Genomic DNA, 22,356 nt, shown 5'->3' on the forward strand with positions numbered 1-22,356 from the left:
CGCCTAGCGAGCCGCTTCGGCGAGTCGGTCAAGCAGCGGTAGCAGCGCCGAGGGGTCCTGCACGTGGGCGTTGTGGCCGAGCCCGGCCAGTACCACGGGGTCGTTAACGTGCTCCCGCAGGTGCGCTGCCGGGCACATCGGGTCGGACTCGCCCGCGGCGAGCACCACACTGGCACGGCAGGCGGACAGCAGCCCGGTCATGTCGGGGGCCCCGACGGCGAAGGCCCGCTGGTCCACGGTGAGCCGCCAGCCGCCGTCGGTCTCGGCGATCCCGGCGGCCACCTCGGGACCGTCCTCGCCGGCGAGCCCGGCCAGGCCCGCGCCACGCAGCCAGCGGCTCGCGGCCTCGGCACGGTCGGGCAGTACCCGCTGTGGCCGGGTGGCGAACTGTGCCGCCCTGGCCAGTTCCTCGGCGGACCACCGAAGCTTGATGCCGAGCCCGCACACCGCGCTGACACCCACGCCGAACCAGCCTGACGCCAACGTCAGCGCCAGCGCGCCACCGAGCGAGTGGCCGAGCACCACGACGCGGTCTCGACCGGCGACGGTGTCGGCGACCTCGGCGGCCATGCGGCCGAACGAGTAGTGGCTCAGCGCGGGCGCCTCGCCGTGCCCTGGAAGGTCGGGGGTGACGCATTCGCCCGGCCAGCGGTCGGTGAGCACGCGTTCCAGCCCCCGCCACACGTGGCGGTTGGCGCCGAGACCGTGCAGCAGCAACAGCACGGGTTCGGTATCGGTCACGCGTCGATCCTGCCCGATCACGGTGCCGTCGGGGGAGGTCGTTTGGGATAGTTACGGCAGCGGCGCCTGATCGTCTCGGAATCGACCTTCCGTGGCCGGTCGCCGCACACCGGCAAGCAGCGTTCGCGCGACCACAAGCCGACGCGGACGCGCACGACAAAGGAGTCACCACCGTGACCGAAGGTGTTTTCGGCCGCGACAGCGGCCATGAGCAGGTTGTGTTCTGCGCCGACGCCCGAACCGGGCTCAAGGCGATCATCGCGGTGTATTCGACCGCTCTGGGGCCCGCGCTGGGCGGCACCCGGTTCTACCCCTACGCCGACGAAGCGGCGGCGCTGTCCGATGTACTCGCGTTGTCGAAGGGCATGGCGTACAAGAACGCACTGGCGGGGCTGGATCTCGGCGGCGGCAAGGCCGTCATCATCGGTGATCCGTCTGCTGACAAGTCCGAAGCGCTGCTGCGTGCCTACGGCCGGTTCGTGCAGTCGCTCGGTGGTCGCTACATCACCGCCTGCGATGTGGGCACCTACGTCACCGACATGGACGTCGTGGCCAGGGAGACCCGCTTCGTCACGGGACGCTCGGTCGACGAGGGTGGCGCGGGTGACTCCTCCACGCTGACCGCCTACGGGGTCTTCCAGGGGATGCTGGCCAGCGCGGAGCATGTCTGGGGCAGCCCGCAGCTTCGCGGTCGGCGGATCGGTGTGGAAGGTGTCGGCAAGGTCGGGCACCTGCTGGTGGACCACCTGGTGCGGGCAGGCGCGCAGGTGGTGGTCACCGATGTGTCGCAGCAGGCGATCGACCGGGTGCGCGCCGCGCATCCCGGGGTGGACGTGGTCGCGGACACCGCCGAGTTGTTGCGGGCGGACCTGGACATCTTCGCTCCCTGCGCGCTCGGCGGGGTGCTCGACGAACGGGCGGTGGAGGTGCTGCGGGCGCGAGTGGTGTGCGGCGCGGCCAACAACCAACTCGCCCACGCCGGGGTGGAGAAGCTACTCGAGGGGCGCGGCATCCTGTTCGCGCCCGACTACCTGGTCAACGCCGGGGGCGTTATCCAGGTGAGCGACGAGCTGCACGGTTTCGACTTCGAGCGCGCCAAGCGCAGGGCAGGCAGGCTGTACGACACCGCGAAGGCGGTGTTCGAGCTGGCCGCCGAAGAGGGTGTGCCGCCGGTGACGGCGGCCGACCGGTTGGCGCAGCGGCGGATGGCCGAGGTGCCGAGGCTGCGCTCCATCCTCGTGCCGTCCCCGTGAGCTGACGAGGTAGGGCGGCCCCGGGGCGCCGAACGGGCGGGCCCGGGGCCGCATACGGTGAGGTTCAGCCACTCTTGCGGCGGAAGTCGCGCTTGTGCGCGGCCGGGCCGTGCGCCTGCGTGATCCGGGAACCGAAGTTCTCGTGGGGGGCACCCGCCTTGGCCTTGGCCTGCTTGCGGCGCAGCGCCTCGCGGAACTTGCGCTTCACGTCGGCGTCGTGCTCGTCCTCGCCCGACGGTGCCGGTTCGGTCATGGTTGCCTCCCACAGGATCGCGGCGCCCAGCTGTCGCCTACCCACTCAGCCTGGCAGCCGCGCCCCCTCGGGGCCAGCGGATTATCGTGCCGACGGTGTGGCGGTCAGTCGTCGCGCTTCTTACACACGATCTTGTTCTGCGGGTTGTACTTCACCGTTCGCGACTCGCTGCGGATCTCGGCCCCGGTGCTCGCGTCACGGATGATGCGGGTGTCGGTGACGGTGAAGCCGGGTGCCCCTTCGCTGGGCACGCAGTCCTCCTTGGGGCCCTCCGTGGTTTGTGGCTGCACGAAGTTGGTCCGGTCACCGGTGACCGACTGGACGTCGTAGTGTTTGGTGCCCCACATCCGCACCGTGATGCTGGAGGGCGTCCAGATGGTCTGGATGGCCACACCGGTCGGGCTGTCGTTGGTGAACCGCAGGTCGATGACGCTGGAGCCGTCCGGGTTCTGGAACACCGTGGCTTCCCTGCCCTCGGGATACCTGCTGATGTAGTAGCTGTGTTCCTTGTGTCCGGCGTCGGTCATGCCCGCGAAGTAGGAGGCGTTGTAGAGCGTGGTGGCGAACTGGGAGATGCCGCCACCGACCGCCTTGCCCGGGGCACCGTGGTCGATGATCCCGGCTTCCACGTAGCCCTGTGCCTTGGTGCGTGGCCCGGTGTGGCCGTTGAGGCTGAAGGTTTCGCCCGGCTTGACGATGGCGCCGTTGACCTGCTCGGCGACCCTGCGGATGTTCACGCCGGAGTCTGCGGCGAACCCGCCTGTGGTGAACTCGCTGATGACTTCCTTGATGCCGAGCTTGTTGGCGTCCTCGGTGGTCATCTTGGCGGGCTTCTTCTCGTACAGCGCGGTGAGTTCGCGGCCGTCCGGCTTCTTGAGCACCTCGGCGAGTGGTTTGAGCGTTTCGCCCCAGTTGATCTGGTTGCCGTCCACCGAGGGCTCCACGCGGGGCTGGTCACCGTCGAAGACGATCGTGGCGTCCTTGCCCTCCTGCTCGGTGCTCGCCAGTTCCTCCTCGACGCCCGCGACGATCTTCTTCTGGTCGAGTTTGGGAACCAGCGCCCCGTTCTCCGCGGCGAACGACAGGCCTGCGGCGATCTCCTCGGGCTCGAGGCTGCCGTCAGCGCCCTCGCCGTGCACGACCACCGGCGCCGACACGGCGGGCTTGGCGATCTGCTCCATCGCCGTCTGGACCGCTTCCGGCGTGATGGTGACCGGGGTCGACCTGACGGGCAGCGTGAGTCGTTGTCCGGAGACCCAGTGCGCGAGGATCGTCGCCCTGGCCCGCTCGACGTCGAGTTCCTGGCCCTTCTTGGGTTCCACGGGCACCGGCGTGGCGCCTTCGAACACGATGTTGCCCTCGGCCGGCTTGCGGTCGATCTTGTTGCGCAACGCCGCCATCGCGTTCTCGAGCTGGTTGGGTTCCGCCTGCGTCACCACGCCCACCTCGGTGGTGGTGAAGAACGAGGCGATCCGGGTGAACGGGTTGAGTGGCTGGTCGCCCGCCTGTTCGAGGGTGGCTTTCCAGTCCAGTCGAAGGCCTGCCTCCTTGGGCTCGAACTGGTCGCGTACGTCGCCCGCGACGAAGGCAACCGGCTGGTTCATGCGCGGTTCGAGTTGCTTGCGCAGCAGGTCCTCGGCTTCGGTGTGGCTGAGGCCGCCGACTTCGACACCCGCCACCGTGACGCCCCGCGGCACGTCGCCGTTGGTGACCAGCACGTCGAGCCCGTAGATCAGCACCAAAGCACCGAGCACCGCCCCCGCGACCAGCGCGGGTTTGCTGCGCAGCCACTCCTTGAGGGCCTGCGCGGCCCGTGCGGCCTGTTCGGCGGGCGTGGACTGCGAGGACTGTGTGGACTGCGTGGCGTCACCCACCGGCCGCAGGTCGCGCGTTGGGGAGTCCGCCGCCGCGAAGTTCTGCGTCGCGTAGTTCTGCGTCGCGTAGTTCTGTGCCGCGTAGTTCTGTGTGGTGGGGTCCTGCGCGGTGGAACTCTGGGTGGCGTAGTTCTGTGCGGCGGGGCCCGGTGTGGTCGAGCCCGGTGTGGTCGAGCCCGGTGTGGCGGACTCGCCGGGAGTCTGCGGGATGTGTTGCGTGGTCTCGTTGCCGTGCTGAGCGTGCTCGTTACCGTGCTGCGCGCCTCCGCCTTCCGGACGAGGCGGTACGACAGGCAGCACGTCGGTCTGCTCGCTGTGCGACTCGGGCCACTGGCGATCCTGCGGCAAGACAACCCCTCCACGTCTGGCGACGACGGGCCAGGACTCCGCGGAAAAGATACGTGGCGGCTCCGACACTCCGTGCACCAGCCCCCTGTCCAGGCCTGCCGGGTAGGGCCGAACCGGAACGAACCGGAAGGATCCAGGCACGAACCAGGCACGAACCGGTACGGATCGCGGCCGAATGTGTCGATTCGGCTCATTCTGTTGCGCCGGTCGGGGTACCCGGTCGGCGACCGGCCGATTCCGACGAAGGAGCGTGACGACCATGAGCATCACCGGTGACGACGTCCGGTCGCTGCTCGCCAGCGACCTGCCCGATGCCAGCCTGGTGCTGCTGGAGGGCAGGGTGCACCTGCTCGGCGGCCCGGACCTGGGGTCGCCGCGTTACGCTGGTGCGCTGGTCGTCGCCTCCCGCGACGAGCTACGCGACCGGCTGCTCGATCACGAGCCGTCCCCGCGCGAACTCGACGAGCTGGCGGCGGGGCTGCGCACGGCGGTCTCCAACCTGGGTGGCTGAATCGAAAGGTGGTGGGTGTGCGGCTGCTCATCATGTCCGACACTCACGTGCCGCGGCGCGCGAAGGACCTCCCCGCGCTGGTGTGGCGGGAGATGGACGCCGCCGACCTCGTCGTGCACGCGGGCGACTGGGTCAGCGAAACACTGCTTGACCGTGTGCGAGCCCGCTCGCGCACGCTGCTGGCCGTGTACGGCAACAACGACGGTCCTGCACTGCGGGCGCGGCTGCCCGAGGTCGCGAGGTCGCAGGTGGCCGGGTTGCGGCTGGCCGTCGTACACGAGACGGGTCCGGCCAAGGGCCGTGAACAGCGATGCGAGCGCGACTTCCCTGACACGGACGTGCTCGTCTTCGGCCACAGCCACATTCCGTGGGACAGCGTGACGGCGGGCGGTCTGCGGCTGCTCAACCCCGGCTCTCCGACCGACCGCCGAAGGCAACCTCACCACACCTACCTGACGGCGAGCGTGGCGGGCGGCGAGCTGTCGGGCGTCGAGTTGCATCGGTTACCGGCGGGGTGAGCAGTGGATCCGGTAGGTGTACTGCGGCAGATAGCACTCCAGCTGGAGCGGGCGGGGGCTCCCACCTACCGTGTGCGCGCCTTCCGCAGGGCGGCGGCCGTGATCGCGGCGCTGCCCGAGGACGAGCTGGCGCGGCGGGTGCGGGACGCGACGCTCACCGAACTGTCCGGCATCGGCGCCACCACCGCGGGCGTCGTGACCGATGCCGTGGCAGGCCGCGAACCCGCCTACCTCACCGAGGTGACCACGCGCGGCGCTCCGGACCTGCCGGACGGAGGGGAGCTGCTGCGTGCGCTGCGCGGTGACTGCCACACGCATTCGGACTACTCCGACGGTGGTAGTTCGATCGAGGAGATGGCGCTGGCCGCCCGCGAGCTCGGGCACGAGTATCTCGTGCTCACCGACCACTCGCCGCGGCTCACCGTCGCGCGTGGCCTTTCCGCCGAGCGGCTGCGCGGGCAGCTGCGAGTGATCGCCGAACTCAACCCCACGCTCGCCCCGCTGCGGGTGCTGACCGGAATCGAGGTGGACATCCTGCCCGACGGCACGCTGGACCAGGACCCCGAGCTGCTGGCCGAACTGGACGTGGTCGTCGCCAGCGTGCACTCCCAGCTACGCATGCCGGAGCCGGAGATGACGCGGCGGATGCTCACCGCGGTGGCCGACCCGAGGGTCAACATCCTCGGCCACTGCACCGGCAGGCTGCTTAAAGGCCGTGGCAGGCCGGAGTCGCGGTTCGACGCGAGGGCGGTGTTCTCCGCCTGCCGGGACAACGACGTCGCCGTTGAGATCAACTCCCGGCCGGAACGCCTCGACCCGCCGAGGCGGCTGCTGCGCCTTGCCCGCGAGCTGGGCTGCCGGTTCGCCATCGACAGCGACGCGCACGCGCCGGGTCAGCTGAGCTGGCTGCCCTACGGCTGTGCCCGCGCCACCGAGTGCGGGGTCCGACCTGCCGACGTGGTCAACACCCTTCCCGCCGATGAGTTCATCGCGTGGGCGTCCGGGCACTGAGACGACCGGACGGCGACTGGACAAGATAGGTACGGGCGTACTAGATGTGGTTCGTGCCCATGCTGCGCTCCGCGATCCGCGCGGCCGAGCAATCCACCTCACCGCTGGCGAACCGGCCCTTCCGGCTGATGCTGGTGGCTTCGGCCGGCGCCTTCTCCGGCTACGCGCTGCTGCTGCCGGTGGTTCCGCTGTGGGCGGTACGGCAGGGCTCGGGCGAGGTGACCGCGGGCGCGGCTACCGGGGTTTTCATGGCCGCCACCGTGCTCGCGCAGTTCGCGGTTCCCGCCTTCGTCCGGCGGTACGGCTACCGAGCGGGCCTGCTGGCAGGCATCCTGCTGCTCGGCCTGCCGTCACCGCTGCTGGCGGTCGGCACGGCTCCGGCGGCGATACTGGCCATCTCGCTGGTCCGCGGCCTCGGGTTCGGCCTGCTGACCGTGTGCGGCAGCGCACTGATCGCCGAATTGCTGCCCGCGGGCTCGCTCGCCCGAGGTTCGGGCCTGTACGGGCTGGGTGTCGGCCTGCCACAACTGCTAGGGCTACCCATTGGCACGGGTATCGCGCAGAGCTGGGGTTTCGTGCCGGTGTTCGTGCTGGCCACCGCGATCCCGCTGGCCGCGATCCTGCCAACCCTCGCGTTGCCGGCCGCTCGACCGGCGCGGCGGCGGGTGAGCGACGGCGGGCCGGTCGGCGCCAGGCAGGTGACCGCGGCCGTGTGGCGGCCGTGGCTGCCGATGCTCGTGGCCTCGACCGGGTTCGGGGCGCTGGCGACGTTCCTTCCGCTCATGTTGTCCGCGCCCGTCGCGGCGGTGGCGCTGTTCGCGGCTCCCGGCGCCGGGATGCTGGCCCGCTGGGTGGCCGGGCATGTGGGCGACCGGCTGGGCGGCCCCGGCCGGATGCTGCCGGGCGCGCTGCTGGCCTGCGGGCTCGGCCTGCTCGGAATCGCCGTGCTGACGGCCCATCCCGTGCTCGCGGTAGGCGCGGTCAGTCTGTTCGGCGCCGCATTCGGTGTCGTTCAGAACGACGCGCTGGTGGCGATGTTCGCGCGCACCTCGGCGGGCACCGCGAGCGTCGCGTGGAACGTGGCCTTCGACGCGGGCCAGGGACTCGGCGCGGTGGCCGTCGGCGCGGTCGCGGCGCAGGTCGGCTTCCCCGTGGCGTTCGGGGTGCTGGCGGTGGCCGCGTTCGTGCTGCTGCCCGTGGCGTGGCGCGCCCGCGGCGGCGGTTAGGCTGGAAACCGTGCCTCAGGTCGTGATCCTTGACTACGGTTTCGGGAACCTGCGTTCCGCAGAGCGTGCCCTGCGGCGGGTAGGCGCCGATGTCGAGGTGACCTCCGATGCGCATGCCGCGCTCGAGGCCGATGGGCTGGTGGTGCCCGGCGTTGGCGCGTTCGCCGCCTGCATGGAGGGTGTGCTGGCCGTCGGCGGCGACAAGATCGTCGGCACGCGGCTGGCGGGCGGCAGGCCGGTGCTCGGCATCTGCGTCGGCATGCAGGTGCTGTTCGAGCGCGGTGTCGAGCACGGCGTGGAGGCCAAGGGCCTCGGCGAGTGGCCGGGCACGGTCGAGCGGCTGCACGCCGACGTGCTGCCCCACATGGGTTGGAACACCGTCAAGGTGCCGCCGGGTTCGCGGCTGTTCGAGGGGATCGACCCGGATGCCCGGTTCTACTTCGTGCACTCCTACGCCGTGCGGCGCTGGGAGCTGGTCTCCGGACTCCCCGGCGGGCAGCCGAAGGTGACGCTGGCGCATCACGGAGAGGACTTCGTCGCGGCGGTGGAGAACGGTCCGCTGTGGGCCACCCAGTTCCACCCGGAGAAGTCGGGCGACGCGGGCGCGAGGCTGCTGGCCAACTGGCTGGGCACGCTGTGACCAACCGCGTGGCACCCTCCACTCGGTGAGGCGGGGGCCGCTTCCTATAGTGGCCCGGTGACCCTGACCCTCCTTCCCGCAGTCGATGTCGCCGATGGTCAAGCCGTTCGCCTGGTGCGAGGCGAGGCCGGGACCGAGACGTCCTACGGTTCCCCGCTTGACGCCGCGTTGGCCTGGCAGCGCGACGGCGCGGAGTGGGTCCATCTGGTCGATCTCGACGCGGCCTTCGGCAAGGGCAGTAACCGGGAACTGCTGGCCGAGGTCGTCGGCAAGCTCGATGTGGACGTCGAGCTGTCCGGTGGCATCCGTGACGACGACTCGCTACGGGCCGCGCTGGCCACCGGGGCGCGCAGGATCAACCTTGGCACCGCGGCTCTGGAGGATCCGCGGTGGTGCGCGAAGGTGCTCGCCGCGTATGGGGACCGGGTGGCCATCGGACTCGACGTGCGCATCACCGGCGCGGGGCACCGGCTCGCCGCGAGGGGCTGGACCAGCGACGGGGGTGACCTGTGGGAGGTGCTCGAGCGCCTCGACCGCGACGGTGCCCAGCGCTACGTGGTGACCGACGTCAGCAAGGACGGCACGCTGGGCGGCCCGAACCTGGAGCTGCTGCGGGAGGTCACGGCGCGCACCGACGCGGCGGTGATCGCCTCCGGGGGTGTGTCCAGCCTGGACGACCTGCGGGCAGTGGCGACGCTGGAGTCGGACGGCGTCGAGGGCGCGATAGTGGGAAAGGCGCTCTACGCCGGCGCGTTCACCCTTCCCGAGGCGCTCGCCGCGGTGTCGCGGGCTGGTTGAGGCTGGTTGCGGCTCAGCGTCGCTAACCCGCTGCGCCGTCAGGGGTGATGGCAAGGCCGACTGTGCGTTGCCGCCCGCCCCGCAGCCGGGAGAGGAACATCGACACCTTGCCCACGACGCCGTACTTGCGGGCGATGGCTCGCCGGACCCGTTCGCTGTCGTCGTCGTCGGCCAGCACCCGCGCCGTGCCGGTGACCGTCGCTCCCCTGGTGTCGCGTCCCCGGAAGTCGCACGCCACCAGCTCCACCCTCGGGTTTCGCCGGACGCGTTTGACCTTGCCCGCCTTGCGTTCGGTCCACACCACGAGTTCGGAGTCCATGCGGGCCACCCACACCGGGGTGGCGACACCCTCGCCGCTGGCGCGGAAGGTGGTCAGCAGCACGTACGGTTCCTCGGCCAGCCTGTCCAGCTCCGCTCGCATGCGGCCAGGCTAGCCCGGGTGCCCGATGGTGCCCCGAAGGTGTGCCGCGCGCGGGTGCGTGTTCGCCGACCGGAGCGCAGGACTCGCGGACCGGAGCGGGGGACTCGCGGACCGGAGCGGGGGACTCGCGGACCGGAGCGGGGGACTCGCGGGTGGTCAGGGTTGCGGGATCGTTGTCTGGCCGGGGCGAAGCGTCGCTCCGCAGTGGCGGCGGGGCCAGGCCGCGCCGGACTGCTCCACCATCGTGGTGGTGGTTCGCGCGTAGGAACGCAGCCTGGCCAACGCCGCGTCGTCGGCGACGGCATCCTTGCGAACCCAGTCCCCGTGCGGAGCTCCCTGATAGATGTCGAAGTGGATCGGGTGGTAGTCGCGCTCCAGCCTCGGGTCGGAGGCCAGTCCGGTGCCGGTGCTCCACGGCTCGCGGATGTGGATGAACGTCGGTCGCGCCTCGCCGTAGACGTAGTCGCGCTGGCCCGGTTTGTCGTGGTCACGGGCGAACTCGGCGAACCGGTCGTGGGTGAGGCCTGCCATGTCGATCAGCCGCAGCCTGCTGGTAAGAGCCGAACCGCCGAGGTCGGGGATGAGCAGCGACGCCTCCCGCAGCCCGAGGATGTCGGCGTAGGCGTTGAAGACGCGGCCGAACCGATCGGCCACGTAGCAGGCGGAGATGTTCGGTTTGGTGCGGAACTCCTGGGCGTAGCTGGTGAACGAGGCAGCCGACGGCAGCAGCGCGGCGATCAGGCCCACGGACAGCCAGGCCCGCCCTCTGCGGCCGATCCTGGAGAAGACCTCGATGGCCGACAGCGTGGCGATCAGCGCGCCCAGTACCCAGATCGGCGTGGCGAACCGGTACTGACTCATCCAGTCCGGTTCGAGCACGGCATACGCCAGCAGCGCCAGCCCCAGCGGGACCAGCAGCGCTAGCAGGCCCCGCCGCCACCACGGCGCCTTGGCCAGCAACATTCCCAACAGTGCCACCAGGACCAGCACGGCCGGGGCGCCTGCGTACTTGACCAGCTCACCCGGCCGAGCCATGTCCTCCAGTGCCGGGATGTCCTGCCCCTTCGCCACCGACGGGCTGGACAGCAACTGCCCGAAGGTGGCGTAACGCCACGCCACGTACCCGCCGATCGGTACCGCGAACGCCGCCGTAGACAGCAGGATTCGCCGCGCGCTCTGCGACAGCAGCGGCCTGCGCAGGCTGCCGAGCACCACCAGCGGGTAGACACCCGCGTAGATCAGCCCTTCCGGTCTGGTCAGTGCGGCCAGCGCGGCGAGCACACCGGTCGAGAGCGCGACCTGCCAGGCGAGCAGCCGGTTGTCCAGCACCGCACGGAAGATCAGCACCGCCTGCCAGCCGACGATCAGCGCGTACAGGGAGTTCTCGAGGCCGGAGAAGGTCCAGATGACGAACGAAGGGATCGCCGCGAGTATCGCACCGACGGCGATCGTGGCCAGCCACGGCCGTCGGGTGATCCTGGCGGCTGCGACGTAGCAGGCGGCGAGGATGCCCGCGCAGCACAGCAGCGCCAGCGCCTTGGGAAGCAGCACGTAGTCGGGAACCCCGAACAGCGTGCCTCGGTCGAACAGCCCCACGAGCCGGGCCAGCGCGAGCAGCACCGTCCACGTCGGATTGGAGAACCCCTCCACCGGCTCGGCGCCCGCCTGCACCACGGGGCCGAGGCCCTGGGCGATGCTGCGCGAGTAGGCGAACGAGATCGCGGCGTCGTCGATGAGCCAGTTGCCGTACACCGACCCGTGCGTCCCGATGAGGGCGGTGCCCGCGGCCACCGACGCGGCAGGCGCAAGCCGGCGTAGTCGGCGTAGTCGGCGCAGCCGCCGACCTCGCGGGCTGGCGACCGGCTCCTGCCGTGGAGAATCGACCGAGGCCGCGTCCCCCGTCGAGACGAGTGTCATGCAGACACCCTAGAGAATCTGGGCCGCGAGCTCCGTCTGGCCACGCCACGCATGGTCATGTGCCTTCCGTCGGGACGAAGCCGGTCGACCGCGGTGGGGGCGGCGCGCGTCCCCCGGTCGCGGCCCCCGGCTGCGGGACCTGAAGCAGGTGCCGCGCAGGCGAGGAGCCGACACGCGTGGCCCGGCCTCCGGGGCTGCCTACAGCCGCGAGATCATACGGGACCGCCCGCCCGGCACCGCTGGCCGGGCCCGGCCGGCGCGGCGGCCGTCCCGGCCAGCCGTACGCTTGACGCATGTCCGTCGCAGTGAGGGTGATCCCGTGTCTGGACGTCGACGCGGGCAGGGTGGTCAAGGGCGTCAACTTCGCGAACCTGCGCGACGCGGGCGATCCCGTGGAGCTGGCCCGCGCCTATGACGCCGAAGGCGCGGACGAGTTGACCTTCCTCGACGTCACCGCCTCCTCCGGCGACCGCGAGACCACCTACGAGGTGGTGCGCCGCACGGCGGAGCAGGTGTTCATCCCGCTGACGGTTGGCGGGGGAGTGCGCAGCACCGATGACATCGATCGGCTGCTTCGCGCCGGCGCCGACAAAGTGAGCCTTAACACCGCCGCTATCGCGCGCCCTGAGCTGCTGCGGGAGGCATCCAGGCGGTTCGGCGCGCAGTGTGTGGTGCTGTCGGTGGACGCCAGGAGGGTGCCGGAGGGTGGCACGCCGACCGGGTCCGGTTTCGAAGTGACCACACACGGCGGGCGCACCGGCACCGGGATCGACGCGGTGGAGTGGGCCGCGCGTGGCGAGGAACTGGGGGTCGGCGAGATCCTGCTGAACTCGATGGACGCCGACGGCACGAAGCGGGGCTTCGATCTCGAGCTGATCCGGCTGGTGCGGGCGGCGGTGCGGGTGCCGCTGATCGCCAGCGGCGGCGCGGGCGTGCCCGAGCACTTCCTGCCCGCTGTACGCGCCGGAGCCGACGCCGTGCTCGCGGCGAGCGTGTTCCACTTCGGTGAACTCAAGATCAGCCAGGTGAAGGATGCGCTACGCGCGGGAGGGGTGGAGGTTCGGTGAGCGGTGGGCTGGATCCCGCGATCGCCGAGCGGCTCAAGCACACCGCCGACGGCCTGGTGTGCGCCGTGGTGGTGGAGCACGCCACCTCGGAAGTGCTGATGGTGGCGTGGATGAACGACGAGGCGCTGCACGCCACGCTCTCCACGCGCAGGGCCACGTACTTCTCCCGCAGCAGGAACCGGCTGTGGGTCAAGGGCGAGACCTCGGGCCACACCCAGCACGTGCGGGAGGTCAGGATCGACTGCGACGCAGACACGTTGCTGGTGCGGGTGGAGCAGACCGGGCCCGCCTGCCACACCGGCACCACCACCTGCTTCGACGCCGAGGATCGGGTGCTGCTGCGCGACGAGGAGCCCGGCGCGCGTCAGCCAGGGAAGCCGATGTCGCCGGTGAGGTAGCGCTGCAGGGTGGGCGCGATGGTCTCCACGAGGGTGTCGATGTCCGCGCTCGCCAGCGGCTCCATCCTGGCGACGTAGCGCGCCATGCCCAGCCCGATCACCTGGCTGGCGCACAACCCCGCCCGCAGTTCGGCTTGGTCGCTCCCGGCCGCGCTCGTGATCCCCGCGAAGATCCTGCTGACCAGGGTCTCCTTGAGCAGGTGCAACGCTTCCTCGCGCGCGGTGACGCTGCGCACCAGTGCCGTGAACACCTCGCCGCCAGCGCCGTCCCAGCGGGTGACGAAGGCGCGCACGATGTTGCGGCCCAGGTGCTGCGGCCCGTCGGCGGTCACCTCGTCGAGCACGTCGCGGAAGTCGAACGGCACCTGCAGTACGGCCTGCGCGAACAGGCCTTCCTTGCCGCCGAACCAGTGGTTCACCATCGCGGCGTCCACGCCAGCCCTGGCGGCGATGGCGCGCACGGTGGCGCCGTCGTAGCCGCCCTCCGCGAACACCGCTCTCGCCGCTTCGAGCAGCGCCGCCCTGGTGTCCTCCCCGGCGGGGCGGCGGCCGCGTCGCTTGGTGGGGGTAGCGTCCTTGGCGGAAGTCACACCTCCATCATGCAGCACTTCCGGATTTGATTCGAAGTTTGATGAATTCGCCCCGCGGGCACGAGGTGTCACCGCCGGCGGCACAATGAGCACATGGTGACAGCCCATTCCCTCGCCGCGGGCGCCACCGGCCTCGGCGCGGTGAGTCCCGGTCTTGAGGAGTTCCGCGCGCTGGCCACCGACCGTCGGGTGATCCCGGTCGTGCGGCGGCTGCTCGCCGATGCCGACACCCCGGTGGGGCTCTACCGCAAGCTCGCCGGAACGCGGCCGGGCACCTTTCTGCTCGAGTCCGCCGAGAACGGGCAGTCCTGGTCGCGCTGGTCGTTCGTGGGAGTGCGCAGCCCCGCCGCGCTGACCGTGCGCGACGGCAGGGCCGTGTGGACCGGCACGCCGGTCGCTGGGCTGCCGACCGAGGGCGACCCGTTGGAGATCCTGCGCGAGACGATCGCCATGCTCCACACCGAGCCGCTGCCTGGCATGCCGCCGCTGACCGGCGGGATGGTCGGCTACCTCGGTTACGACTCCGTCCGCTGGCTCGAGCGGCTGCCCGAACTGGCGGAGAAGGACATCGACATCCCCGAGTTGACGATGTTGCTGGCGACCGACCTGGCCGCCTACGACCACCACGAGGGCACGGTCACGCTCATCGCCAATGCCGTGAACTGGGACGACTCCCCGGAGCGGGTGGACGCAGCCTACGAGGCCGCCGTCCAGCGGCTCGAGCAGATGACCGCTGCGCTCGCCGCGCCCGCGCCCGCCACCAACGCGGTGTTCGACCGGCCCGAGCCCGAGTTCACCAGGCGCCGCGCGAAGGCGGACTTCCACGCCGCCGTCGAGGCGGCGCGGGAGGCCATCCATGCGGGCGAGGCGTTCCAGATCGTGCCGTCGCAGCGGTTCGAGATGCGCACCGGCGCCGACGCCCTCGACGTGTACCGCGTGCTGCGCACCTCCAATCCCAGCCCGTACATGTACCTGCTGCGGCTGGACGGCTTCGACATCGTCGGCTCCAGCCCCGAGTCGCTGGTGACCGTGCGGGACGGCAGGGCAACGACCCACCCGATCGCGGGCACCCGCTGGCGTGGGGCCGACCCGGACGAGGACGCGCAACTGGCCAAGGACCTGCTCAGCGACGACAAGGAGCGTGCGGAGCACCTCATGCTCGTCGACCTCGGCCGCAACGACCTCGGCAAGGTCTGCAAGCCCGGCACGGTGCACGTGGTGGACTTCTTCTCCATCGAGCGCTACAGCCACGTGATGCACCTCGTCTCGACGGTGACCGGGGAACTGGCCGAAGGCAGGACCGCGTTCGACGCCGTGCTCGCGTGCTTTCCGGCGGGAACGCTGTCCGGGGCGCCGAAGGTGCGGGCGATGGAACTCATCGAGGAGCTGGAGCCCACCCGCAGGGGGCTCTACGGCGGGGTCGTGGGCTACCTCGACTTCGCGGGCGACGCGGACACCGCTATCGCCATTCGTACCGCGCTGATGCGCGACGGCACCGCCTACGTGCAGGCGGGCGGTGGTGTGGTCGCCGACTCGCAGGCCGAGTACGAGGACAACGAGTCGCTGAACAAGGCGCGTACGGTGCTGTCGGCGGTGGCCGCCGCGGGCACCATGAGCCCGGCACGGCCACGTGAGACCCCGTGACCAACCCGGTACCGACCGCGACCGACAAGCGTCTACTGTGGATCGTGGTGGGCGCGCTGTTGCTTGCCGCCGTGGCGCTGTGGGCATCGAGCGGGCTGGCCTGGATCGACGTGCCGCGCGGGCTGACGAGGAACGGCAGGCTCGCCGACGACGTCACCGGCGGGCAGTCGCTCACCGCGCTGACACCGCTGGCGCTGTTCGCGCTCGCGGCGATCGCCGCCACGCTGGCTACCGGAGGGTGGCTGCGTCGGGTGTTCGGTGTGCTCGTTCTCGCGGTGGCGGCGTGGGCGCTGTACGCGGTGCTGGACGCGGCGCTCAACGGTATGGGTCGGATCTCGTGGAGCGGCTGGGCTCCCGGGTACGGGGACGGACCCGGTGAACCGGCGAGGACGTTGCTTGGGCCGGCCGTGGCTGTCGCGGGCGTTGTACTGCTCGGTTGTGCGGGCGCGGTGCTCGCCTGGCGTGGCAGGCTGCTGCCCCGAATGGGGGCCAGGTATTCCGCGCCGGGAGGGCGGCGTGAGCGCGAGCAGTCGCGGCCGGACCTGTGGCAGGCCCTTTCCGACGGCGATGATCCGACCACGAGGAGTTAGCAGCGGCGGCTTTTTCACTGGTGGGCAAGGCAATTCCGACCCGGAGCCGGTACGTCGGTCCGCGAGGGTTAGCATCATTTCGGCGGGAAGGGGAAGGTTTTTGTGAGCCACCTTGCGAACGAGGCAACAATCGCGACTCCCGGCGGAGCTACCCGGTGAGCGTGCTCGAGGACATCATCGCCGACATCCGCGCCGACCTGGCCGAGCGTGAGGCAGCGCTGCCTTTCGACGAGCTGAAGCGGCGTGCGGCGGCGGCACAGCCGCCCCGAGACGTCATGGCGGCGCTGCGCGAGTCGGGTATCGGGGTGATCGCGGAGGTCAAGCGGCGCAGCCCGTCGAAGGGTGACCTCGCGCCGATTCCGGACCCCGCGGCGCTTGCCAGGGACTACGAGGACGCGGGCGCCCGCGTGATCAGCGTGCTCACCGAGCGCAGGCGCTTCGGCGGCTCGCTGGCCGATCTGGACGCCGTGCGGGCAGCGGTGGACGTTCCGCTGCTGCGCAAGGACTTCATCGTCAGCCCGTACCAGGTACACGAGGCCCGGCTGCACGGCGCCGACATGGTGCTGCTGATCGTCGCCGCGCTCGAGCAGAACGCGCTGGTCTCGTTGCTGGACCGGGTCGAGTCGCTCGGCATGACCGCACTCGTGGAGGTGCACAACGCCGAGGAGGCCGACCGGGCGCTGGAGGCGGGAGCCACGGTTATCGGCATCAACGCGCGCAACCTGCACACCCTCGAGGTCGACAGGGACGTGTTCGGCAGGCTCGCTCCCGGGTTGCCCATGGAGACGTACAAGGTCGCCGAGTCGGGCGTCCGTGGACCGGGCGATCTGATGGCCTACGCCGGGCACGGTGCCGACGCCGTGCTGGTCGGCGAGGGCCTGGTGGCGACCGACGACCCCAAGGGCGCGCTGGTCAAGCTGGTGACCGCGGGGTCGCACCCGGCATGTCCGAGGCCGAGCAGGTGAACGAGAAGCGCAGGGGCGGCCACGACCCCGACGGGCGCGGGCACTTCGGGCCCTACGGCGGGCGGTTCCTGCCCGAGGCGTTGATGGGTGCGCTCGACGAGCTCTCGGCGGAGTACGACAAGGCCAGGCTCGACCCGGAGTTCACCGCCGAGTTCACCCGGTTGCTCACCGGCTACGCGGGCAGGCCCTCGCTGCTGACGGAGGCGCCCCGGTTCGCGAGGCACGCGGGTGGTGCCCGGATCTTCCTCAAGCGGGAGGACCTCAACCACACCGGGTCACACAAGATCAACAACGTGCTGGGTCAGGCGCTGCTCACCAAGCGGATGGGCAAGAAGCGCGTCATCGCCGAGACCGGGGCTGGCCAGCACGGGGTCGCCACCGCCACCGCCTGCGCGCTGCTCGACCTCGAGTGCGTCGTCTACATGGGAGAGGTGGACACCAAGCGGCAGGCGCTCAACGTGGCGCGGATGCGGCTGCTCGGGGCCGAGGTGATTCCGGTCGCCACGGGCTCGCGCACGCTGAAGGACGCCATCAACGAGGCGTTGCGCGACTGGGTGACCAACGTGGACACCACTCACTACCTGCTCGGCACCGCGGCGGGCGCGCACCCGTTCCCGGTGATGGTGCGCAACTTCCACAAGGTCATCGGCGAGGAGGCCCGCGAGCAGATGCTGCGGCTGACCGGCAGGCTGCCCGACGCCGTCGCCGCGTGTGTCGGGGGAGGCTCCAACGCCATCGGCATCTTCCACGGCTTCATCGACGACACCGACGTGCGGCTGGTCGGCCTCGAACCCGGCGGCAAGGGCATCGAGTCGGGCGAGCACGGCGCAACCCTGACCGAGGGCACCCCCGGGACGCTGCACGGCGCGATGTCCTACCTGCTGCAGGACGACGACGGGCAGACCATCGAGGCGTACTCGATCTCGGCGGGACTGGACTACCCCGGTGTCGGCCCCGAGCACTCGTGGCTGAAGGACACCGGACGTGCCGAGTACCGGGCCGTCACCGACGCCGAGGCCATGGAGGCGTTCCAGCTGCTGTCGCGCACGGAGGGCATCATCCCCGCCATCGAATCGGCGCACGCACTGGCGGGAGCCATGCGGCTGGGTAAGGAACTGGGCGCGGACGCGCACATCCTGGTCAGCCTTTCCGGCCGTGGCGACAAGGACGTCGACACCGCCGCCAGGTACTTCAAGCTCGTGGAGGACGTGTGAGCAGGCTCGGCGAGCTGTTCGAGAGGACCGGGCAGGAGGGCAGGGCCGCGCTCGTCGGCTACCTGCCCGCGGGCTACCCGACCGTGTCGCGGTCCAAGGAACTGCTCGCGGCCACCATCGACGCGGGCACTGATCTGGTCGAGGTCGGCGTGCCCTACTCCGACCCGGTGATGGACGGCCCGACGATCCAGGCGGCGGCCGACGAGGCGCTGCGCGGCGGGTTCCGGCTGCGGCAACTGTTCGAAGTGGTCGAGTCGGTCGCCGCGCGCGGTGGCCGCGCCGTCGTGATGACCTACTACAACCCGGTGTTCCACTACGGCGTCGACGCCTTCGCCCGTGACCTGGCTGCCGCGGGCGGGCTCGGACTGATCACCCCGGACCTCACCCCCGACGAGGCTGGCGAGTGGCTGAAGGCGTCGCAGCGACACGGGCTCGACCGGATCTTCCTGGTCGCGCCGTCGTCGTCGGAGGAGCGCATCGCGCTGACCGTGAAGGCCACCACCGGGTTCGTGTACGCGACCGCGGTCATGGGTGTCACCGGGGCCAGGGATTCGGTCGGCGCGGGCGCCGCCGAACTCGTGCGCCGCACGCGCGGGCACACCGACCTGCCGATCGGTGTCGGGCTGGGAGTGCGCTCCGGCGACCAGGCCGCCGAGGTCGCCGGGTTCGCCGACGCGGTGATCGTCGGCTCTGCACTGGTGGCGAAGGCGGCCGAGGGCACCTCGGCGGTGAGCGCGCTGACCGCCGAACTCGCCGAGGGTGTGCGCCGCCCGGCGGTCACTGCCTGAGCCGGGAAGCACCTGGCGGACTCGTCGGGGCCCGGCCGCGCTACGGTGGGCGCTGTGAACACCGCGTCGGCCTTCTTCCTCGCGAACATCCCCAGCCCGGATCGCGGGGTCTGGTTCATCGGGCCCGTCCCGCTGCGTGCCTACGCGCTGTGCATCATCGCGGGCATCCTCGTCGCCATCTGGTGGGGTGACCGGCGGTGGGTGCAGCGCGGCGGCACCAAGGGCACGATCGTGGACATCGCGGTGTACGCCGTGCCGTTCGGGCTCGTCGGTGGCCGGCTCTACCACGTGATCACCGACAGCCAGCTGTACTTCGGTGAGGGCAAGGACCCGCTGCGGGTGCTCTACATCTGGGACGGCGGTCTCGGCATCTGGGGCGCCATCGCGCTCGGCGGGGTCGGCGCCTGGCTGGCCTGCAAGCGAAGGGGCATCCCGCTGCCCGCCGTCGCCGACGCCATAGCGCCCGGCATCGTGGCGGCGCAGGCCATCGGCAGGCTCGGTAACTACTTCAACCAGGAACTCTACGGCGGACCCACCGACCTGCCCTGGGGGCTGGAGATCTACCGGCGGGTGGACCCGGAGAATCCGCTGATCCAGGACTCGCTCGACGGCGTCGCGATCAACAACGTGCCGATCGAGGTCGTGCACCCCACGTTCCTGTACGAACTGCTGTGGAACCTCGGTGTGGCGTTGCTGGTGGTGTGGGCCGACCGCAGGTTCCGGCTCGGCCACGGCCGCGCGTTCGCGCTGTACGTCGCCGGTTACACGGCGGGCCGGTTCTGGATCGAACTCATGCGCACCGACCCAGCCAACGAGATCCTGGGGCTGCGGGTCAACGTCTGGACGTCGATGCTCGTGTTCGCGGGCGCGGTGGCCTACTTCGTGCTCGCCCGCGCCCGTGGTCCGCGTGAGGCGCCGGAGACGCTGCGCGGTCACGCCCCGGGGGAGCGGGAACCGGAGGAGGAGCGCTCCGAGGAGTCGCCGGAACCCGAAGGCTCGCAGGAGGACGCAGGCGACTCAGCCGGTGACGAGGCCGCGGCCGGTGACAAGGGGCAGGTCGAGCGCGGTAAGTAGGCCCGCCGGTGCCCGTACGACCGCGGGGACCGCGTTCACCAGGCGCATCGCGGTGGCCTTCAGCCCTGCGGTGTTGTGGTCGCCGTCGCTGCCGAGCAGGCGCAGGTCCAGGGTGTAGTTGGGTTCGCCGGTGACCTCCACCCGGTAGCAGCCCGCGCCCGCGGGTTGCGGCCAGTCCTGGCCCAGGTCGGGACGCAGCCGCGTGACGTGCTCCAGCACGCACACACCTCGCCCGTTACGCATACCGCGGACCTCGAAGCGAAGTGCGGCGGCCGTGCCGCGCTCGACGGTGCCGCAGGAGATGTCGAACGTCTCGGGTGCGGCCAGCCGCTCGTGGCTTTCCTCGATCGCGTCCAGTTCCACCCCGAGTCCCGCGGCCAGTTGGCGTACGACGCTGCCCCAGGCGAGGGTCAGCACACCCGGCTGCAGCAGCATCGGAACCTGCTCCAGTGGCGAGCCGAAGCCCATGATGTCGAAGACGACCTTGCGGTTGTCGTAGGTGGCGTAGTCGAGGATCTCCAGGCAGCGCACTTCGTCGATGCGTTCGCAGACACCGGTGAGCACCAGCGGCAGCCAGTCGTTGGCGAAACCGGGGTCCACGCCGTTGACCCACAGCGACGCTTTGCCTTCGCGTGCCGCCTGCCGGATCGGCTCGATCATCTCCTCGGGCACCACCTGGTGCGGGTACTGCAGGAAGACGGGGCTGCTGGAAACGACGTTGACGCCCGCTCGCAGGATGCGGCACAGGTCGTCGATCGCCTCGGTGATGCGGTCGTCGGCCATGGCCGTGTAGACGACGCAGTCGGGCCGCAGTGCGAGCAACTCGTCGGCGTCGCCGCTTGCGCGCACCCCGAGTTCGCGGCCGAGTCCGGCGAGTTCTCCCGCGTCCACGCCGACCTTGCGCGGGTCGCTGACCCACACTCCTGCCAGTTCGAGGTCGGGGCGCGCGGCGATCCCGGCGATGGCGTTGCGGCCGACGTTGCCGGTGCTCCATTGCACGACTCGGTAGGTCATGTCAGGTCCGGCAGGCCGAGTTCGAGGTTGGGCACCTGCTGTCCACCGTCCACTTCGAGCACCTTGCCGGTGACGTAGCCGCCCGCGGGGGAGGTGAGGTAGACGATGGCGGCTGCGATGTCCTCCGGTTCGCCGATGCGCCGCAGCGGGGTCGCGGACTCCATCCGCTCCCGCAGTTCGGGGTTGTTGACCACCACTTCCAGCGCGGAGGTGGCCACGGAGCCGACGGCGACGGAGTTCACCCGCACCTTCGGGGCGAGGTCGGCGGCCGCGAGCCTGGTGTAGTGGGCCAGCGCGGCCTTGGCTGTGCCGTAGGCGAGGAATCCTCGACCGGCGACGCGGCCCATCACCGACGAGATGTTGACCACCGAACCCCCGCCCGCCGCCAGCAGCGCGGGCACGGCCGCGCGGGTGAGGGCGTGTGCGGTGGACACGTTGAACCGGAATGCTTCCTCGAGGAAGTCCGGTGTGGTGTCCAGCAGCGGGCTGGGGAACGTGCCGCCGACGTTGTTGACGACGATGTCCAGCCGCCCGAACGTCTCGACGGCGGCGTCGGCGAGCGCGGCGGCGTTGGCCGGGTCGGCGAGATCGGCGGGCACCGCGTGCGCCTTGCGTCCGGTGTCGGCCACCTTCGCGGAGACGGCGTCGAGTTGCTCGGCGGTGCGCGAGGAGATCACCACGTCGGCACCTGCCTGCGCGAGTGCGAGCGCGGTGGCGGCGCCGATGCCGCGCCCCGCTCCGGTCACCACGGCGACCTTGCCGGTCAGCCGGAAACGGTCGAGGATCATGCGCGAACTGTAACATGTTCTAGTCAGCTGTCGAGAGCTCGCTCAGACCCGCGCTAGAGCCACGAAGCACCGGCGGTGCCGGATCGCCACACCTCGAACGAGCACCTCCTCGTTGGGTCGCGGCCCCGCCTTTGCGGAGGAGTTCATGGTCGAGCGGCGGCGTTGGGCGGCTCTACTGTGGGTGTCTTGGTGGGTGTGTGGTGGTCGTTGATCCACTCGGGCGGTTGTGTCGTGAGTGGGCTTCGTGACTGTCTGCTTTATGGTGTCTGAGCTGTTGGTGTGGCGGCATTTTGCGCGGTCTTCTCCCGTTTCGCAAGGTCTGTGCGGCCTATCGGGTTCGCCGGTTTTGGGTCTTGTCGGTCTATTTCGGTGGGTCGCTGTGCGTGATGGGGTGAGTGTGCTCCGGCGATGTCGATGCCGGTGGTTCCTGGGCTTAGGGGATTGCTGCCATGCGTCGTCGGCGGAATGTGTTGTCGCGCGCCGTGATCGTCTTCGTTTCAGCGGTGCTGGTCTTGGCGGGTCTGCCGGTAGGGCCGCCGGTGACCGCTGCTGGTGGTGGCGTTTCTCTTGGTTTGGGCCGGCTGTGGGAGTCGGTGGTGGATTGGCTGTCACCGCAGGAGGCGGTGGCGGGGCCGCGGCTCGCGGCCGGGGCGGTGGCGCCGCCGAGGCGAGCGGAGCCACCGCGCCGGGTGCGGGAGCTGGTTGACAGGCGC

The 22,356-nt window shown here is 70.7% G+C and carries 23 protein-coding genes; 15 read left to right on the forward strand and 8 right to left on the reverse strand.

Annotated elements, in window-relative coordinates; translation table 11 throughout:
• Positions 1 to 3 precede the first annotated feature (3 nt).
• Positions 4 to 741: an alpha/beta fold hydrolase gene (locus FHU38_RS07310; RefSeq protein WP_167168024.1), complete on the reverse strand. Its 738-nt coding sequence runs from the start codon at positions 739 to 741 to the stop codon at positions 4 to 6.
• A 173-nt stretch (positions 742 to 914) separates the two neighbouring features.
• Here FHU38_RS07310 and FHU38_RS07315 point away from each other — a divergent pair, with 173 nt between their 5' ends.
• A complete protein-coding gene (locus FHU38_RS07315) occupies positions 915 to 1,994 on the forward strand; it encodes a Glu/Leu/Phe/Val family dehydrogenase (protein ID WP_167168027.1) in 1,080 nt (359 codons plus the stop codon).
• Positions 1,995 to 2,058: 64 nt separating this feature from the next.
• On the opposite strand, the gene FHU38_RS07320 is transcribed toward FHU38_RS07315, so the two are convergent.
• Both FHU38_RS07320 and FHU38_RS07325 read right to left on the reverse strand, forming a co-directional pair.
• Positions 2,059 to 2,247: a DUF5302 domain-containing protein gene (locus FHU38_RS07320; RefSeq protein ID WP_167168030.1), complete on the reverse strand. Its 189-nt coding sequence runs from the start codon at positions 2,245 to 2,247 to the stop codon at positions 2,059 to 2,061.
• Positions 2,248 to 2,351: 104 nt separating this feature from the next.
• Positions 2,352 to 4,469 carry a VanW family protein gene (locus FHU38_RS07325; protein ID WP_167168033.1) on the reverse strand — a complete coding sequence of 706 codons (2,118 nt, stop codon included), beginning with the start codon at positions 4,467 to 4,469 and terminating at the stop codon, positions 2,352 to 2,354.
• Positions 4,470 to 4,728: 259 nt separating this feature from the next.
• On the opposite strand from FHU38_RS07325, the gene FHU38_RS07330 reads away from it, so the two are divergent.
• Genes FHU38_RS07330 through priA form a run of 6 tightly spaced genes read left to right on the forward strand, consistent with a single transcriptional unit; the run spans position 4,729 to position 9,173 of the window.
• Complete coding sequence (locus FHU38_RS07330; protein ID WP_167168036.1) at positions 4,729 to 4,980, forward strand: hypothetical protein; 252 nt, start codon at positions 4,729 to 4,731, stop codon at positions 4,978 to 4,980.
• Positions 4,981 to 4,997: 17 nt separating this feature from the next.
• Entirely contained in the window at positions 4,998 to 5,498 is a 501-nt protein-coding gene (locus FHU38_RS07335) for a metallophosphoesterase family protein (RefSeq protein ID WP_167168039.1), read from the forward strand.
• A gap of 3 nt (positions 5,499 to 5,501) precedes the next feature.
• Positions 5,502 to 6,509, forward strand: coding sequence for a PHP domain-containing protein (locus FHU38_RS07340; protein ID WP_167168042.1), 1,008 nt, complete (start codon positions 5,502 to 5,504; stop codon positions 6,507 to 6,509).
• A gap of 44 nt (positions 6,510 to 6,553) precedes the next feature.
• Positions 6,554 to 7,735 carry an MFS transporter gene (locus FHU38_RS07345; protein ID WP_167168044.1) on the forward strand — a complete coding sequence of 394 codons (1,182 nt, stop codon included), beginning with the start codon at positions 6,554 to 6,556 and terminating at the stop codon, positions 7,733 to 7,735.
• Positions 7,736 to 7,745: 10 nt separating this feature from the next.
• Positions 7,746 to 8,375, forward strand: a complete 630-nt coding sequence (gene hisH, locus FHU38_RS07350; RefSeq protein WP_167168047.1) for an imidazole glycerol phosphate synthase subunit HisH — start codon at positions 7,746 to 7,748, stop codon at positions 8,373 to 8,375.
• Positions 8,376 to 8,432: 57 nt separating this feature from the next.
• Entirely contained in the window at positions 8,433 to 9,173 is a 741-nt protein-coding gene (gene priA / locus FHU38_RS07355) for a bifunctional 1-(5-phosphoribosyl)-5-((5-phosphoribosylamino)methylideneamino)imidazole-4-carboxamide isomerase/phosphoribosylanthranilate isomerase PriA (protein WP_167168050.1), read from the forward strand.
• 22 nt (positions 9,174 to 9,195) lie between these two features.
• On the opposite strand, the gene FHU38_RS07360 is transcribed toward priA, so the two are convergent.
• Both FHU38_RS07360 and FHU38_RS07365 read right to left on the reverse strand, forming a co-directional pair.
• Positions 9,196 to 9,594, reverse strand: a complete 399-nt coding sequence (locus tag FHU38_RS07360; protein ID WP_167168053.1) for a PPOX class F420-dependent oxidoreductase — start codon at positions 9,592 to 9,594, stop codon at positions 9,196 to 9,198.
• Positions 9,595 to 9,750: 156 nt separating this feature from the next.
• A complete protein-coding gene (locus FHU38_RS07365; RefSeq protein WP_167168056.1) occupies positions 9,751 to 11,511 on the reverse strand; it encodes a glycosyltransferase family 39 protein in 1,761 nt (586 codons plus the stop codon).
• A 293-nt stretch (positions 11,512 to 11,804) separates the two neighbouring features.
• On the opposite strand from FHU38_RS07365, the gene hisF reads away from it, so the two are divergent.
• Both hisF and hisI read left to right on the forward strand, forming a co-directional pair.
• A complete protein-coding gene (gene hisF, locus FHU38_RS07370; RefSeq protein WP_167168059.1) occupies positions 11,805 to 12,578 on the forward strand; it encodes an imidazole glycerol phosphate synthase subunit HisF in 774 nt (257 codons plus the stop codon).
• On the forward strand, positions 12,575 to 12,976 hold the full coding sequence (gene hisI / locus FHU38_RS07375; protein WP_167168062.1) for a phosphoribosyl-AMP cyclohydrolase: 402 nt from the start codon (positions 12,575 to 12,577) through the stop codon (positions 12,974 to 12,976). Before hisF ends, hisI begins: the two co-directional genes overlap by 4 nt.
• Here hisI and FHU38_RS07380 read toward each other — a convergent pair.
• Entirely contained in the window at positions 12,943 to 13,566 is a 624-nt protein-coding gene (locus tag FHU38_RS07380) for a TetR/AcrR family transcriptional regulator (protein ID WP_167168065.1), read from the reverse strand. The genes hisI and FHU38_RS07380 overlap by 34 nt on opposite strands.
• A 93-nt stretch (positions 13,567 to 13,659) precedes the next feature.
• Between FHU38_RS07380 and FHU38_RS07385 the strand changes: the two genes are divergently transcribed.
• The 6 genes from FHU38_RS07385 to lgt all read left to right on the forward strand — a co-directional run bounded on the left by FHU38_RS07385 (position 13,660) and on the right by lgt (position 19,841).
• Positions 13,660 to 15,210 (forward strand): anthranilate synthase component I, encoded by a 1,551-nt coding sequence (locus tag FHU38_RS07385; RefSeq protein WP_167168068.1) that lies wholly within the window; start codon positions 13,660 to 13,662, stop codon positions 15,208 to 15,210.
• On the forward strand, positions 15,207 to 15,800 hold the full coding sequence (locus tag FHU38_RS07390; RefSeq protein WP_167168071.1) for a Trp biosynthesis-associated membrane protein: 594 nt from the start codon (positions 15,207 to 15,209) through the stop codon (positions 15,798 to 15,800). The genes FHU38_RS07385 and FHU38_RS07390 overlap by 4 nt, the downstream gene beginning before the upstream one ends.
• A gap of 155 nt (positions 15,801 to 15,955) precedes the next feature.
• Positions 15,956 to 16,765, forward strand: coding sequence for an indole-3-glycerol phosphate synthase TrpC (trpC, locus tag FHU38_RS07395; RefSeq protein ID WP_167168074.1), 810 nt, complete (start codon positions 15,956 to 15,958; stop codon positions 16,763 to 16,765).
• The gene (trpB, locus tag FHU38_RS07400; protein WP_167168077.1) at positions 16,744 to 17,979 is read left to right on the forward strand and encodes a tryptophan synthase subunit beta; all 1,236 of its coding nucleotides are present in this window, start codon (positions 16,744 to 16,746) and stop codon (positions 17,977 to 17,979) included. Before trpC ends, trpB begins: the two co-directional genes overlap by 22 nt.
• Entirely contained in the window at positions 17,976 to 18,767 is a 792-nt protein-coding gene (gene trpA, locus FHU38_RS07405; protein ID WP_167168080.1) for a tryptophan synthase subunit alpha, read from the forward strand. The genes trpB and trpA overlap by 4 nt, the downstream gene beginning before the upstream one ends.
• Before the next feature lie 54 nt (positions 18,768 to 18,821).
• Positions 18,822 to 19,841 (forward strand): prolipoprotein diacylglyceryl transferase, encoded by a 1,020-nt coding sequence (gene lgt, locus FHU38_RS07410; RefSeq protein WP_167168082.1) that lies wholly within the window; start codon positions 18,822 to 18,824, stop codon positions 19,839 to 19,841.
• On the opposite strand, the gene FHU38_RS07415 is transcribed toward lgt, so the two are convergent.
• Positions 19,785 to 20,855, reverse strand: a complete 1,071-nt coding sequence (locus FHU38_RS07415; protein WP_167168086.1) for an NAD(P)H-dependent amine dehydrogenase family protein — start codon at positions 20,853 to 20,855, stop codon at positions 19,785 to 19,787. The genes lgt and FHU38_RS07415 overlap by 57 nt on opposite strands.
• The gene (locus FHU38_RS07420) at positions 20,852 to 21,643 is read right to left on the reverse strand and encodes an SDR family oxidoreductase (protein WP_167168089.1); all 792 of its coding nucleotides are present in this window, start codon (positions 21,641 to 21,643) and stop codon (positions 20,852 to 20,854) included. The genes FHU38_RS07415 and FHU38_RS07420 overlap by 4 nt, the downstream gene beginning before the upstream one ends.
• Between the last annotated feature and the right edge of the window lie 713 nt (positions 21,644 to 22,356).

The sequence above is a fragment of the Saccharomonospora amisosensis genome (assembly GCF_011761185.1).
Lineage (GTDB): Bacteria > Actinomycetota > Actinomycetes > Mycobacteriales > Pseudonocardiaceae > Saccharomonospora_A > Saccharomonospora_A amisosensis.